At 68.7% G+C, this 13,950-nt stretch carries 16 protein-coding genes and 1 pseudogene; 6 read left to right on the top strand and 11 right to left on the bottom strand.

The genetic code is table 11. The features are described from left to right. Positions 1–485: 485 nt before the first annotated feature. Entirely contained in the window at positions 486–1,646 is a 1,161-nt protein-coding gene (locus ACGFW6_RS06880) for an MFS transporter (RefSeq protein ID WP_393506938.1), read from the bottom strand. 17 nt (positions 1,647–1,663) lie between these two features. Further along, positions 1,664–2,233, bottom strand: coding sequence for a Chromate resistance protein ChrB (locus ACGFW6_RS06875; protein WP_393505451.1), 570 nt, complete (start codon positions 2,231–2,233; stop codon positions 1,664–1,666). A gap of 403 nt (positions 2,234–2,636) precedes the next feature. Between ACGFW6_RS06875 and ACGFW6_RS06870 the strand changes: the two genes are divergently transcribed. Together ACGFW6_RS06870 and ACGFW6_RS06865 are read left to right on the top strand one after the other, a co-directional pair. Further along, a complete protein-coding gene (locus ACGFW6_RS06870; RefSeq protein WP_393505449.1) occupies positions 2,637–4,286 on the top strand; it encodes an endonuclease/exonuclease/phosphatase family protein in 1,650 nt (549 codons plus the stop codon). A 456-nt stretch (positions 4,287–4,742) separates the two neighbouring features. Next, entirely contained in the window at positions 4,743–5,099 is a 357-nt protein-coding gene (locus ACGFW6_RS06865) for a hypothetical protein (protein ID WP_393505447.1), read from the top strand. Positions 5,100–5,515: 416 nt separating this feature from the next. Here the strand turns inward: ACGFW6_RS06865 and efeU are convergent, their stop codons facing one another. From efeU to ACGFW6_RS06850, 3 genes are all read right to left on the bottom strand, one after another. Beyond that, positions 5,516–6,349 carry an iron uptake transporter permease EfeU gene (gene efeU / locus ACGFW6_RS06860; RefSeq protein ID WP_393505445.1) on the bottom strand — a complete coding sequence of 278 codons (834 nt, stop codon included), beginning with the start codon at positions 6,347–6,349 and terminating at the stop codon, positions 5,516–5,518. Between the two features lie 47 nt (positions 6,350–6,396). Further along, positions 6,397–6,954, bottom strand: a complete 558-nt coding sequence (locus ACGFW6_RS06855; protein WP_393505443.1) for a hypothetical protein — start codon at positions 6,952–6,954, stop codon at positions 6,397–6,399. A 71-nt stretch (positions 6,955–7,025) separates the two neighbouring features. Then, entirely contained in the window at positions 7,026–7,637 is a 612-nt protein-coding gene (locus tag ACGFW6_RS06850; RefSeq protein WP_393505441.1) for an iron transporter, read from the bottom strand. Between the two features lie 263 nt (positions 7,638–7,900). Between ACGFW6_RS06850 and ACGFW6_RS06845 the strand changes: the two genes are divergently transcribed. The 3 genes from ACGFW6_RS06845 to ACGFW6_RS06835 all read left to right on the top strand — a co-directional run bounded on the left by ACGFW6_RS06845 (position 7,901) and on the right by ACGFW6_RS06835 (position 9,381). Further along, positions 7,901–8,308 carry a cupredoxin domain-containing protein gene (locus ACGFW6_RS06845; protein WP_393505439.1) on the top strand — a complete coding sequence of 136 codons (408 nt, stop codon included), beginning with the start codon at positions 7,901–7,903 and terminating at the stop codon, positions 8,306–8,308. 157 nt (positions 8,309–8,465) lie between these two features. Continuing rightward, positions 8,466–9,131 carry a phosphotransferase gene (locus ACGFW6_RS06840; protein ID WP_393505437.1) on the top strand — a complete coding sequence of 222 codons (666 nt, stop codon included), beginning with the start codon at positions 8,466–8,468 and terminating at the stop codon, positions 9,129–9,131. Then, positions 9,040–9,381, top strand: coding sequence for a phosphotransferase (locus ACGFW6_RS06835; protein ID WP_393505435.1), 342 nt, complete (start codon positions 9,040–9,042; stop codon positions 9,379–9,381). Before ACGFW6_RS06840 ends, ACGFW6_RS06835 begins: the two co-directional genes overlap by 92 nt. Before the next feature lie 239 nt (positions 9,382–9,620). Here the strand turns inward: ACGFW6_RS06835 and ACGFW6_RS06830 are convergent. From ACGFW6_RS06830 to ACGFW6_RS06810, 5 genes and pseudogenes are all read right to left on the bottom strand, one after another. Further along, a pseudogene (locus ACGFW6_RS06830) lies at positions 9,621–10,257 on the bottom strand (hypothetical protein). A gap of 4 nt (positions 10,258–10,261) precedes the next feature. Beyond that, positions 10,262–10,630: a hypothetical protein gene (locus ACGFW6_RS06825; protein ID WP_393505433.1), complete on the bottom strand. Its 369-nt coding sequence runs from the start codon at positions 10,628–10,630 to the stop codon at positions 10,262–10,264. A 361-nt stretch (positions 10,631–10,991) separates the two neighbouring features. Next, entirely contained in the window at positions 10,992–11,354 is a 363-nt protein-coding gene (locus ACGFW6_RS06820) for a hypothetical protein (RefSeq protein ID WP_393505432.1), read from the bottom strand. Between the two features lie 64 nt (positions 11,355–11,418). Further along, positions 11,419–12,030: a transposase gene (locus ACGFW6_RS06815; protein ID WP_393505430.1), complete on the bottom strand. Its 612-nt coding sequence runs from the start codon at positions 12,028–12,030 to the stop codon at positions 11,419–11,421. A 15-nt stretch (positions 12,031–12,045) separates the two neighbouring features. Continuing rightward, positions 12,046–12,153: a winged helix-turn-helix domain-containing protein gene (locus ACGFW6_RS06810; RefSeq protein ID WP_393506936.1), complete on the bottom strand. Its 108-nt coding sequence runs from the start codon at positions 12,151–12,153 to the stop codon at positions 12,046–12,048. Positions 12,154–12,173: 20 nt separating this feature from the next. Between ACGFW6_RS06810 and ACGFW6_RS06805 the strand changes: the two genes are divergently transcribed. Continuing rightward, positions 12,174–12,413: an integrase gene (locus ACGFW6_RS06805; protein WP_393505428.1), complete on the top strand. Its 240-nt coding sequence runs from the start codon at positions 12,174–12,176 to the stop codon at positions 12,411–12,413. Between the two features lie 133 nt (positions 12,414–12,546). On the opposite strand, the gene ACGFW6_RS06800 is transcribed toward ACGFW6_RS06805, so the two are convergent. Beyond that, positions 12,547–13,950 carry an MATE family efflux transporter gene (locus ACGFW6_RS06800; protein WP_393505426.1) on the bottom strand — a complete coding sequence of 468 codons (1,404 nt, stop codon included), beginning with the start codon at positions 13,948–13,950 and terminating at the stop codon, positions 12,547–12,549.

The following is a 13,950-nucleotide window of genomic DNA, read 5'->3' as shown; positions in this document are numbered from 1 at the left end:
GCCCACCCTTAAACCCGAACAGCCCTCACCATTGCGCTCAATGCCTGTGGTTTTCGGCGCAATTGTGATGCTTCCGGGCGAGCCTACCGAAGCGGTAAAGGCTGTGCCGGTCCGCAGGCGGATTCGCGCGGAGCGGGCAGATGACGAGGGAGTGCACCTGCCCGCCCCAGCGTGCGTGCTCGCTTACGGCGGGAAGCGAACGCCACGGGACCATGGCGGTCCACCGGATACAGCGCGCCGCGACCCGCGAATGTCACACCCGTGACGGAGCAGCGCCCGAGCCAGGAGATCGATCCGAGCGCTGCGCAGCAAGTCAACGGGCATCGACTAACAAGGCGCCGGTGTACAGCACCGCAGCCACCGGACGCGCGTGGTCAGGCCCATGATCTGAGCGAGGCGGAACCGGGCCCCGTTACGCGATCCTTCGGCGCGCGGTCGAGGGATCCCTAAGCCGACGCCCAATCGGAGAAACGACGCGGTACCGGTCACCGCGCTGTCGAATCCTCCTCCACGGGCGCCCTACGACGGCTTGCGGCAAACGCGAGCAGGGGACCTGCGGCCAGGAGGAGCGCGAGGGCGGCGAAGCCGTACGTCAGTGTGGCGAGCGTGGCCACACCTGCGACGAGCAATGGTCCCCCCGCGTCGCCGAGTTCGCGGCCCAGTTCGGCGGATCCCATGGTCTGGCCCAGGCGTTCGGGCGGGGTGGAGGCGGCGAGGGCGGCGAAGCCGAGGGGGGTGATCAGGCCGGTGCCGACGCCGATGAGAGCGGCAGCCGTCAGGACGCCCAGCACGCCGGGAAGCATGGCGGCCGCAAGCCCCACCGCAGTGATCAGCAGCCCTGCGATCAGACCGGAGCGTACGGTGAGACGGCCGCCGTCCAGTGCCCGCCCGGCTGTCGGCTGGACGAATGCCGCGCAGGCGGCCAGCACCGACACCGCGGCTCCCGTGGCCACCGTGCCCAGGCCGGCCGCCGCTCCCGACACCGGCAGGAAGCCCACGCCCACCGACAGCGCCGCCGTCGCTCCGGCGAGTGCCGCCGTCGGGGCGAGGAACGCGGGGTCGGCCAGCCGCCGAGCCAGGTCGAGCACCGTCTGGCGCCGCTTGGGCAGCGGCGGTACGCGCGGAACCGCAACCGCCGCCCACACCGCCACCGCGGCCCCGAGCAGGGCCAGCACGGCGAACAGCAGCCGCAGGTCACCGGCCCACACCAGCACACCGCCGAGCAGCGGTCCGAGCGTGTAGCCGATGGACTTGTAGAAGCCGTAACTGCCAAACGCCCGCCCCTGCTTGGCCGCCGGATTCAGCCGTGAGACGAGAGCCGAGGCGGACGGCGAGAACGCGGACGCCGCCGCGCCTTGCCCGAGTCGGGCGGCCCATACCCAGCCGGGGCTGTCCGCGATGACGTACAGCGCGGAGGCGGCGGCGAACGCGACCAGTCCGCCCAACAGGACCGGCTTGGCCCCGATCCGGTCTGCCAGCGTCCCGAAGAGCGGCTTGAGCAGCACCTCCGCTCCGTCGTAGAGTGCGAGCAGCCCGCCCAGGACCAGCAGTGACGTCACCGCGTCCTCGGAGAAGCCGCCGAGGTTGGCGGCGATGCCGTGCGCGCCGAACGCGGTGGTGAAGCCGGCCGCGTACAGCGGCCACATCTGCCTGCGCGGTGCGGTCACTTGGTCTCTCCCTCGGGCTGGTGCAGCGCGGCGAACACCCGCTCCGCGTAGTCCTCACAAGCCGCCCCACAGCCCTTGAGCCGCTGACCGGCCTCGGCCGCCTCCGGCGCCCCGAACACATCCCGCGCCGTCAGGTCCCGGTGCCAGCGCCGCAGCCGCTCCAGGCTCTGCTCCTCTTCCTCCAGTTCGGCAAGCGTGAACTTGCCGATCCGGATCTCCTTCGCCAGTTCCTCCTCGAACTTGCCGCAGTCGGCGAGGAATTCGTTCCAGTCCGCGGAGCGCGCAGCCGTGAACAGCGCCTGCAGCCGCTCGCTGTCCTGTGCGCCGCGCCCGTCGGCGGCCAGCGCGAGGGACTCACCGTCAGCCCGCTCCGTCAGCGTCAGCGCGCGGGCGATGCCGTCGGCGAACACGGGCAGATCCGGTACGGCCCAGACGGCCTGTCCCAGGGAGAGGGCACCGAGCTTGCGCAACTCCCGCCAGACGGCGACGCGGTGCCGGGAGGGTTCGGCTGCGATCTTGATGACGAGGACGAGCCAGCGTATGTCATCGGATGAATCGATTGTCACGGCGGCGAGAGTAACATCTGTTACATCCGAGCGGAATGGCGGGCGAGGGAGCCCGTCATGGCAGGGGCATCCCGTCCAGGGCTCACCACCCGCGTAGATGACATGCCTCGAACACCTCTCAGCCTCCCGCCGGAAACCTGCCGCCACTACAACAGCCCTGCTCACAAGGTGCGTTCACGCTCAGCCACCCCCCACTGCCCATCCCTCCACCACCCCGGAAAGGGGCCTCCGCATGTAATCGGTACGCCACGGGGTCTCCCGCAGCGGCCTGCTCGCCGCCGCACTCCTCACCGGAACACTGACGGCGGGGCTGATCGCCGCCCCCAACCCGGCGGCCGCGGCCACGGTCAACGTCTCCGCCGTCCAGGGCAGCACCCGCAAGTCCCCGTACAACGGGTAGGAAGTGACGGTCACCGGCATCGTCACCGGCATCCGCACCGCCTCGTCCGATGGCTTCTGGATCCAGGACGCGGCCGGCGACGGCAACGCCGCCACCAGTGACGCGCTCTTCGTCTACACCGGGAGCACCCCGTCCACCAAGGTCGGCAACAAGGTGACGGTCAAGGGCAAGGTCAGCGAGTACTACCCGGGCGGCTCGGCGGACGGCGGTCAGTCGGTCACCGAGCTCACCAACGCGGAGATCACTGCCACCGTCTCCACCGGCAACCCGCTGCCCGCCGCGTTCGCCCTGAACGCCTCCTCCATACCGGCCGCGTACACCCCCGAGGCGGGCGGCGGCAGCATCGAGGGCCTGACCCTCAAGCCCACCACCTACGCCCTCGACCTCTACGAGTCCCTGGAGGGCATGCGTGTCCAGGTTGCCGACGCCCGCGTGGTTGGCGCCTCCAACCAGTACGACGAACTCTTCGTCACCGCCAAGCCCAACGAGAACCCCAGTCTGCGCGGCGGCGCCGTCTACGGCTCGTACGCCTCCCAGAACGGTGGCCGCATCAAGGTGGAGTCGCTGACCGGAACCAACTTCCCCGTCGCCGACGTCGGCGCGACGCTTTCCGGCGCCACCGCCGGCCCGCTCGACTACGACGAGTTCGGCGGCTACGGCATCCAGGCCACCACCCTCGGCACCCTCACCGGCAACACGCTCGCCGCCGAGACCACGCGTGCGCAGAACGCAGGTGAACTCGCGGTCGCCACGTACAACGTGGAGAACCTGGACCCGACCGACCCGCAGTCCAAGTTCGACCGGCTCGCCGCCGGGATCGTCACCAACCTCGCGTCACCGGACGTCGTCGCCCTGGAGGAGGTCCAGGACAACAACGGCGCCACCAACAACACCGCGGTCGCCGCCGACCAGACGTACACCAAGCTGATCAACGCCATCACGGCGGCCGGCGGCCCCACGTACGCATACCGCCAGATCAACCCCGTCGACGACCAGGACGGCGGCGAGCCCGGCGGCAACATCCGCGTCGGCTTCCTCTACAACCCGGCCCGCGTCGGCTTCACGGACCGCCCCGGCGGCACTTCCACGACGGCCGTCTCCGTGATCAACAACAGCGGCACCGCCGCCCTGTCCGCCTCGCCCGGCCGCATCAACCCCATCAACTCGGCCTGGAACAGCAGCCGCAAGCCGCTCGCCGGTGAGTTCACCTTCCAGGGCAAGACGGTGTTCGTCATCGCCAACCACTTCACCTCCAAGGGCGGCGACCAGCCCCTGCACGCCCGCTTCCAGCCGCCGACGCGCAGCTCGGAGACCCAGCGCGGCCAGCAGGCCACTCAGGTCAACACGTTCGTCAAGCAACTGCTGAACGTGCAGCCCAGCGCACGCGTGGTCGTCCTCGGAGACCTCAACGACTTCGAGTTCTCGAACACCCTCTCCACACTCACCAGCGGAAGCGTCCTGACGCCGCTCGTGAACACGCTGCCCGCGCCCGAGCGCTACACGTACGTCTACCAGGGCAACTCCCAGGTCCTGGACCACATCCTGACCAGCCCCTCCCTGACTTGGTACGACTACGAGATCGTCCACACCAACGCTGAGTTCGCCGACCAGGCCAGCGATCACGACCCGCAGGTCGTCCGCCTCATCCCCTGACGGCCCCTGTTCCGACACCACCGACGCCTCGGCCCGCGCCTGTGCGGGCCGAGGCGTCCGCCATGTCCCGGCCGGGAGGTAAGACGCTCGCTGTGGGCCGCCCCGTGCGGCCGGTCGGCGCTGCCCGCAGGATCTCCATGCCAATCCTCAACCGGCTGTGCGGCGACTCGGCCTTCAGTAGCGGCCCACGCGTTGACCATGGGTGTGAAATACGAGCCTTCTCCCCTTCCAGTTGGCCATACGGCGCCTCATCCACATCATCCGTCGATGTACCCAGACAGGGAAAACAACTGGGTAAATACCCAAATGGCGACCATGTTTGGGATAACGCAGACGGGGTGTAACGCGCGGGTGAGTGCACGACGCAGAAGCAGGGAGAAGCGGGGTTGTCTCCGAGGTCGAATCGCATAGCCCGGGCAACCCATCGACAGCGGAATGCGTCAGATTGGATTTCTCGTGAGCAACATCGACCCGGTTTCCGGATATCCGACGTACGACCAGCAGCCTTCCAGGCCCGAGCGGTCCGTGCGCAGCCAGGCCGGTGCACGGCGGGTAGCCCTTGCGATCTGTACGATCGCCGACATCGCGGCTGCTTCGCTGGGCCTCTGGATCTTGCTCTTCCTGCTCGATGCGAACCGGGCCAATGTATTCGTCGAGTTCGTGCAGGGGTTGGCGGACTGGCTGGCGTGGTGGTCACAGGATATTTCCACGATGGACACAGAGGGCCTACGCGTTGTCCTCAATTACGGTCTGCCGGCCGTTATGTATTTGCTGATCGGCCACGGGATCGCCGCCCGCCTCAATCGGTCCTGACAGTATTCCGCGCACCTGCCCATAAGCCCGGAGTTCAGCTGTGGCCAGCGGCTTTGCGCTGTTCCCGGGTGCGGGCAAGAACTTTACGGAGGGAACCGGCACTGTGACACACGCTGCCACCGAGAACGATCACCCGCCGATCTATGAGGACTTGGTACGTGAACGCGGTGACGCCGTAGCAGAAGCCCGGACAGCGGCGGAACGCATGCAGCACCAGGCGGCTGAACTGTTGAGCAGACACGATGCGGGGCAGCCAGGGCCAGGATTCGGATAACAACGTCGGGACTGCTTCGGGCAGCTGGGAGCGAGAACTGCATGGCCACGTTCCCTGCGAGGGATGTTAGCTGGACCCACCAGAAGGAGCGGCCTGTGAACGGGCCGATCGGGGCCCCGCCGAGCCGAGGCGATTAGAATGATCAAGGCTTCGGTGACGCCGCCGTTGCTGCTGGCTCGACCCGAGCCGGGCGCAGGAAGAGAAGCAGGACGGGGGTGAGGTAGAGGGCCCAGAAGAGGGCTTGCAGCACGCTGGGGTTGGGCTGGAAGTTGAAGATGCCCTTCAGCAGGGTGCCGTACCAGCTGTCCGGTGGGATGGTCGCGCTGATGTCGAAGAGCCGGTTGTCCAGGCCGGGCAGGATGTCGGCCTCCTGGAGATCGTGGATGCCGTAGGCGAGTACGCCCGCTGCGACCACGACGAGCAGGGCACCGGTCCAGGTGAAGAACTTCGCGAGGTTGATCCGCAGCACCCCGCGGTAGAACAGCCAGCCGAGCGCGACGGCCGTGAGCAGGCCGAGGACGGCGCCGGTGAGCGGGCGGGCTCCGTCGTCCGTGGCTTGTACGGCGGACCAGACGAAGAGGGCGGTTTCCAGTCCCTCCCGCCCGACGGCGAGGAAGGCGGTCGCCACAAGTGCACCGGTGCCGATGGCGAGGGCCTGGTCGAGTTTGCCGTGCAGTTCGGCCTTGAGGTGCCGGGCGGTGCGGCGCATCCAGAAGATCATCCAGGTCACCAGGGCCACGGCGAGGATGGACAGGCTGCCGCCGAGTATCTCCTGGGCCTCGAAGGTCAGTTGGGTGGAGCCGAACTGCAGCGCCGCGCCCACGCCCAGGCTGAGGGCGACTGCGATGCCCACGCCGAGCCAGATCGGCGGCAGCTTGCTCCGGTTGTCGGTCTTGACCAGGTACGCGACCAGGATGCACACGACGAGGCTGGCCTCCAGGCCCTCGCGCAGGCCGATGAGGTAATTGGCGAACACACGGTCTCCTTGGGGGACTGGCTCCGGAGCAGGCTCAGGGCACTGGCTCAGGACTGGCTGTTGAGGAAGCCGATCAGGCTGGCGCCCCACCAGCCGAGCTGGCTGACGGCGGCGGCCACACCCGACTGGACGAGGAGGCTGCGGGGCACCCGCTCGTCTCGGTAGCGGTCGAGGTGTTCGCCGAGCCGGTGGGCGTACAGGCCGTTGAGGGTGATGGCCAGGATGAGTCCGAGCTTGACGAGGGTCAGCGTCGAGGTCAGATCGGGCCGCAGGAACATGCCGGTGACGACCAGCCCGGCGAGCCCGATCCAGATCGGGACCTGCAGAGCGCAGGCCGTGTTCAGGATGTCGGCCAGGCGGCGGCGTCCGAGCAGCCACAGCAGGGCGAACCAGTCGACGGCGAGTACGGCGCCCAGGCCGACGACGAGGGCGGCGACGTGCAGGAAACGGGCCACGGTCTGCAGCGTCGCATCGGCGTGGACGTGACCGGCCGTCCAGCACGCGGAGGCCAGGACTACGGAGCTCAGCAGCCCCGTAGCGACAAGGACCCACAGCGGCGTGTACGCGTGTTCCGTGGACTGGAGGGCGTCGCGGTCGGTGGCCATCGGCCGCTCCGTGGCCCCGGCGCGCGGGGATGCCGGAGCGGCCATGGCTCTGCCCGGGGTGGCGGTCATCGTCAGCTCTCGGCCTTCAGGGTCACGTCGTTGAACGTGGCGGTGACTGTCTCACTCAGCGCTGGCTTCTCGCCACTGGCGCCGTGCCGCAGGAAGGTCGGAGGCTGCAGCGTGGCGCGCAGGGTGTACTTGCCGGCCTCGGGGATGGAGAAGTTGTTCGCGTAGTGGAAGAACTCGGCGTGGTAGAAGTTCAGCTCCTGGGCCTGGACGACCTTGCCCTTGGCGTCGACGACCTCAAGCTTGATCGGAACGTTCGGCACGATGCGGCCGGTCTTGGCCTCCATCGGAATGATCTCGATGTGATGCGTCTCGTTCTTCGCCGGCTCACGGTTGACCAGCTTCCCGTGGGCGCCGTGCTCGGACTGGAACCACGGCTCGGCGGCCTCGACGATGTAGCCGATGCGGTACTCCCCGGCCTTGGTCTCCCCGCCCCGGGCCGCTATCTCCGCCTCGAGCACGGTGTGCTGGTGCGCCACGCCAGCCGGTGCGGTTTCCTTCGCCTGAGCAGCGGCAGGCGCTTTGCCGTCGCTGTCGGCGTCGGCGCCGCCGCACGCCGTCAGGGCGAGAGCGAGCGGGGCGGTCAGGAGGAGCGGGCGCAGCGAGAGCCTGGGCATGGCCGAAATCTTTCGGTCGGAGGTAAGGTAAGGCGAACCTAAGAGTTCGCTGTGTGCCCGTCAAGACATCTCACAATGCAGACGCACGTGACATATCGGGCGGACGCAGCGGATTGCGCTGGAACGCAGGAAAGTTGATGTGCCGTCAACTGTCATGACGAGTGCAGGAACCGGCACCTGGATGCTCACTATCTGGACATCGCATGGGCTGTCATCACCTGGCCTGCCTGGCGCCCCGCCCGTATCGCCCTCAGGAGCCTGTTGTGTTCTCTCCCCTGATCCGCCCCGCCGCCCTCGCCCTGCTCGCCGTCACCCCGGTCACCCTCTTGACCGCGTGCACCCAGAAGGGCAGCAGCAACGGCGACGGCGCGTCGGGGGCCATCGAGGTCCGCGCGACCGACGACGCCTGCGAGCTTTCCCGGACCTCCGCGCCCGCTGGTTCCATCGCCTTCGAGGTCGCCAACGAAGGCAGCAAGATCACGGAGTTCTACCTCTACAGCCCGGGCAAGAAGGTCGTCAGCGAGGTCGAGGGCATCGGCCCCGCCACCTCGCGCACCATGACAGTGAAGGTCACCGAGCCCGGTGCATACACGACCGCCTGCAAGCCGGGCATGGTGGGCGACGGGATCCGCGGCGAGTTCACGGTGGCGGTGGCCAAGGCCAAGCAGTAGCGATCTGAGGGGGTAACGAGTCAGGTGTCAGGAGGGCAGAGCAGTACCTGTGCGGGCTTTGGGCGCCTCCTGCTCCTGCGCCGCGAAGACGATCAGCCCTGGGCCCAAAAGTGATCCTCGCGCCGGGGTGCGGTGCGCTCACGTATCGTCCGGGGGGGTGATTGATGCGACCGTGGCTGCCCGGAGTGCCATCGCCGATCGGATCCTCGCTGAGCTGATCGACGTCTTTGACCTTCGAGAAGTGCAGGAGCGCCGCTATCTCGCTGACGGGCTGATGAATGCGAACTGGAGATTGGACACCCCCGCGGGGAGGTTTGCTCTGAAGCGGGTCACGGACGTCTCGCTTGATCGACTGCAGCGCAATCTCGGGATGCTGGCGGCCCTTGCCGCCGATGGCGTCCCGGTGAGCGCACCCACCCCCACCACCTCCGGGCCGCTCGTAGCGAGGGTCGGTGGTGGCGCCTGGTGCCTGTTCCCCTGGGTCGAGGGCTCCCACGTCCGGGGTGTCGACCTCGGCCTGTCCCAGGTGGCCTCGCTGGGCGCGCATCTTGGACGCCTGCACCTGGGCCTCGGCCGGGCTTGCGGTCAAAGCCTGCTGCCAGGTCTTCCTGAGATGATCATGGCAGAGATCACGTCGCCGGAACGCGCGCTGGAGAAGGCCGAGCGGCTGTCTGCGGCTGCGGCTCGGCAAGGGCACAGGCAGCGGCTTCGACCAGGCGGCCATTGCAGCCTTGGATCACCGGCGGAGCCTCGTCTTCGAGTGCGCCGATCGTCGTCCGCGATCTGCGACGCCCGTCGGAGGCTACGGGTGGACCCATGGTGATGTGCAGTACCGGAATGTGCTCTGGCAAGGCGGGGAGCTTGCCGCCGTCCTGGACTGGGACCGGGTCGGGGTTCGCCCGTACGCGGAAGAGGTTGTACGGACGGCCCAGGTGCCGTTCGGTGTGAACGGGGAATTCGACCTTGCCAGGGTGTCGGCCTTCGTCGGCGGGTACCGGTCTGTCGTGCCATTGGAGTCATCCGCGCTGCTGGATGGCGCTCGGGCAGTGGTCGGAGCGATGCAGCGGCTGTGAGGTGTGATCTTGGACGGGGGGACCGGGACGGGCTGTTGCAGGGACGGTCCTCGATACCGGAGACGCTTCGGGGACCGGCACAAAAGGCCACTTGAGCTGCGGTTTCAGCGGGGACCGGCCCCCGGGACGCGGTCCCCAAGGTGGTCGTTGGGACCGTCCCCTCCGGTGTATACGACGTGGTTGGGGACCGACGCTCGTAGGACTACGCAGCTACGACGAGGAGCAACGACCGGGCGGCGTCACGCCGGCCAGCGTCGACCCACCCGGGCAGTGGCCAAGTCGACGCGCGACGGATGGGGAGTGGCACGTACGGCATTTCCCCTGGCGGCACCGTCAGGGGTCGCCCTCCGCTGACGGCACGGGGTACCCACGGGTGCGTGGCACCGCGCGGCGCGGGTCGGACGGTAGTGGGGCCGGCTCGGCGCTGACGGCCGGCGGGATGGATGAACCGATCGCACGCAGGCGCTCCTCGACGTGGCGAGATGGGCCACCCTTGGTGATCTGCCGGTGTGTCGAAGGCGCAGCCACACCCGAGGCGACCGCGTTCCGGGCACGGAGCAGCTCGGTTCGCCAGGCGACCGGATCGTCCGGGTCGGCAGTCGGCGTGGGGTCGGTGTGCCGATCGAGGCGGTCGCGTCGGTAGGCGCGCCACTTGCGGGCGATGTCCACGGTGAGGATCGGGTACGGAGAGTCCAGGACGTGAACCCGTATCGCTTCCCGGACGTCCCAGCCGTGGGCGGTGGCGAAGGGCACGTCGTGGAGCAGCTCGTGCCACTGGGCGATCTGGTCACGGGCCTCGCCCGTGCCGGTGCCGATGGTGCGGGGGTCGAGACGGCCGATGCAGGCCAGGACGGCGGCGACTTCGTTTCGTTCCAGGGGGCTATTCCGTTCCGGTCGGTTCGTCGAGGGCAGCGAGCAGAGCGGCCGTATGTGCCTCGGTGCGGGTCATGCCGGGCGTCGGCGGGGCGGGCGTGCCGCCGGGCAGGGCGTAGAGGTTGGGGCGGCCAGGGGTGGGGGTGTGCTCCCGGGCGATCCACGCACGCCAGTCGGCGCCCCAGGCGGCAGCGTTGCGGGGCGCCCATGCGGCCCGGTAGGTGCGCCACTTCTCGTCTGCGGCCTGCAGGGCGTGCTCGCCCAGTCGGTCGAGGTGGCCGTGGTGCTGGAGCCAGGCACGGGCGTCGTCGTCGATCTGCCACTCGGTGGCGGAGATGAGCGGGGCAGAGCTGCTGCTGCTGCTCTTACCGTTCACCTTCGGTTTATTTCTGTTCTGGGGGTCGGAATCCGTACCCCCTTCGGGTCGGAATCTGACCCCCCTGGGGGCCGGATTCCGTTCCCCGGGGTCGGATTCCGATCCCCCCTCGAAGTGCTCGGCAGAGTCGGATTCCGACCCCCCGAGGGTCGGAACGTGACCCCCCTCTGGGGCCGGAGTCCGGTCCCCCTCCGTCGCTGGTTCGGCGAGGAACCGGGCGGCGACCGGGAGGCAGTAGTACGTCTCTCCCCGCGGCCCTTTGCGGTCGGCGAGCTGCACTACTGAACTTGAACTCGTGATGTCGGTCGACTCGTGGTGACGGCGTCAGGGTCCGAGACCGCCGGCTGTTACCCGCTCGGGTTCAGGACGATGGCTGTAGCCAGCGCCGCGCCGCGGCGAGATTCACCTCGACGTCATCGCTCCAAGAGCAGACCTCCAGCCATGAGAGGTAGCCGCCTTGCGCGAAGACCAGGACCTCGCCAGGGCACTCGCCGGTTTCGGTGAACAGCTGCACGTCGGCAACCACGACGGTGCCGGGGCCCGTTGACGCGGGCTCCACCGCGTCGGCGTCAAGGTCGAAGTAGGCAGTGCCGCAACCGCACTCACAGCGGGATTGCACCCTGAGTTGGGGCACCTGTCGTCGGAGGGCGACGTGAACGGGCTCGTCCGGGTTCAGGACGAGGTCAAGCACGTCGGCTACGTCCTCGGGCAGGGTGTCAGTCATGCCGCCACCGTAGCTGACCAGCAGCTTTGGGCTTCGACCAATTTCGGGTCGGTCGACCCCACGCTCACAGGTCCAGGGCCAGGTTGGTGTCGGCGAAGCAGCCGTCGATGGCCTCCGGTCGGTACTGCAGCATCTTCAGTTTGCGCTTCACGGCGCGGGTGATCTGGCCGAGGTCGGCCGCGGCGAGGTTGCCGATGTCCCGCTTGACCAGCGACCAGACGCCCTCGGTCGGGTTGAGGTCCGGGGCGTAGGTGGGCAGCTGGAACACGGTGAGCCACTCGGCGTTCGCGTCGATGAACTCGCGTATGCCGGCCGTCAGGTGCAGGCGGACGTTGTCCCAGACCAGCACGATCGGTCCGCCGAGCTGGATGCGAGCGCGGACGATCAGGTCGCGGAAGTCGCGCCAGCCAAAGCCCTTCGGCTCGTCCTTGCGGCCCCGGTACTCGCGGATCGCGTAGATCAGCCGGGACCGCTGGCCTTGCTTGTAGCAGGCCATCCCCGCCATCGACACGCGGCCCGAGCCTCGGCCCCTCACCCTCACGACCGGGGTCTGGCCGATCCGGCCCCAGGTCCTGGCGCGCGGAGTCATCGACTGCCCGGCCTCGTCCTCGAAGACGATCCAGGCGTTGCGCTCCGCCGCGGTGCTCTTACCCGCGGCCAGGTCTCCTTCTTCCACACCTCGACCGCGTCTTCATCGCGCTCGATCGCGCCTGGTGGGCTGCTGCCAGCTCCAGCCGTGGCGCTTCAGGCGCCGCCAGGTGCCCTCGACCGTGTAGGAGACGTGGAAGAGCCGCCCGATCAGCGTCTGCGAAGGTCGGGATGCCGGACAACTTCCGCTTCTACGACCTCCGGCACACCGGCAACACCCTCGCAGCCGACACCGGCGCCAAGCTGAAGGACCTCATGGTCCGCGCCGGCCAGTCCTCCGAGCGAGCCCAGCTGCTCCATCAGCACTCGACGGTGAAGCATCAGCGCCGACTGGCTCAAGGCATCGACGCCGAGGTCCGGCAGCAACTACGCGAGTCGGCTCCCGTGCAGCGGCGAGCCACGGAGGCATGACGGCGCCTTGGCGTTCGGACCCGGCCGGCGGCCATGCCGGTCGGGTCCGCCATGCAGTCATCGTGCGGTGGCAGTCCCGTCAGCCGGCCCTCTGGTGGTGTACCGGCCCGCTGAAGGTCTCAGCCGGAGGAGCTCAAGCAACGGCCGCCTTCTCAGCAGGGGGATGGGAAAGTCCCTGGTTGTAGCGGCGCAGCAGGAGCACGGCAGTGGCAGCGAGGCCGGTGAGGAGGCCGAGCCAGACGCCGGTGGTCTGCAGGTCGGCGAGGCTGCCGAGCAGCCAGGCGGCGGGGAGGCCGATCAGCCAGTAGCCGATGAGGGTGATGCGGAAGCCGCTCTTGGTGTCGTCCAGGCCGCGCAGCAGGCCGACGCCGATGTTCTGGGCGCAGTCGAAGAACTGCAGCACTGCGGCGACCAGCAGGAGGTTCGTGGCAATGTCCGTCGCGTTGGACCCCTCGTGGGTCGACGGGTCCAGGAAGGGACGCAGCACCAGGCTGGGGACGGTCAGGTAGACGATGCCGACCACCGCCATCACTGCCGCCGCGCACGCCAGCGCCGTGTTCTTGATGCGCCGGGCCGCCGCGATCCGGTCCAGGGCGAGTTCCCTGCTGACGTTGAGGGAGGCGGCGTGGGACAGGCCGACGGCGATCTGGAAGACGATGTAGATGAGCTGGTTGACGGCGGTGTGCGCGGCCAGGGCGGCGCTGCCGAAGGTACCGATGATCAGGGCGACGACGGAGAAGAAGCCGGCCTCGGAGCCATAGGTTGCGGCGATGGGGAGGCCGAGGCCGTTGAGTCGACGCAGGAGGGCCGGCCGGGCTTTCCAGATCCGAACGTCCAGCAGTGGGGCCAGCCGGGGATCACGGCGGGCCGAGACGTAGAGAGCCACGCAGGTGAGTGTGTACACCAGCGAGGTGGAGACGCCGATGCCGGGCAGCCCCAGCTCCGGCAGGACCCATGTGCCGTGGATCAGGCCCCAGTTGAGGGCGGCATTCACGGCCACCGAAGCGATCGTGATCTGCAGTAGAGCCTGCGGGCGACGCATACCGACCGTGAACTGCCGTATCGCCTGGAACCAGAGGCAGGGGATCAGGCCGGGCGCGAGCGCGAGCAGCACCGGCCAGGCTGTGTCCACCACCTCCGGGTCCTGGCCGAGGAAGGCGACGGCCTGTCCGATCAGCAGGATGACGATCGCGCCGACGATGCCGGACAGGGTGGCCAGCGCCAGCGCGGCGCGGACGATGTCCCGGACCTCCTCGCGTGCCTCATCGGTGAGTTCGTCGTCCTCGTCGGCGCGGGCGGAGGCGGCGGAGACCTGGTTGCCCACGGCCGTGACCATACCGACGCCCATGGTGCGCAGCTGATTGAAGATGACCAGCGCCAGGCCGCCGCCGGCCAGTGCCTCGGCGCCCATGAGGCCCATCATCACCGTGTCGGTGGTGGTGAGGGCGACCTGGGCGAGCTGGGTCAGGGCGAGGGGGACGGCCAGGGTCGCCAGGGCGCGGCTGTCGCGGAGCAGGGTGGTGAACGGTATCGGCAT

The sequence above is a fragment of the Streptomyces sp. Y7 genome (genome assembly GCF_043195415.1).
GTDB lineage: Bacteria > Actinomycetota > Actinomycetes > Streptomycetales > Streptomycetaceae > Streptomyces.
The sequence above is the reverse complement of the archived record's forward strand: the minus strand, read 5'-3'. Positions and strand labels throughout refer to the sequence as shown.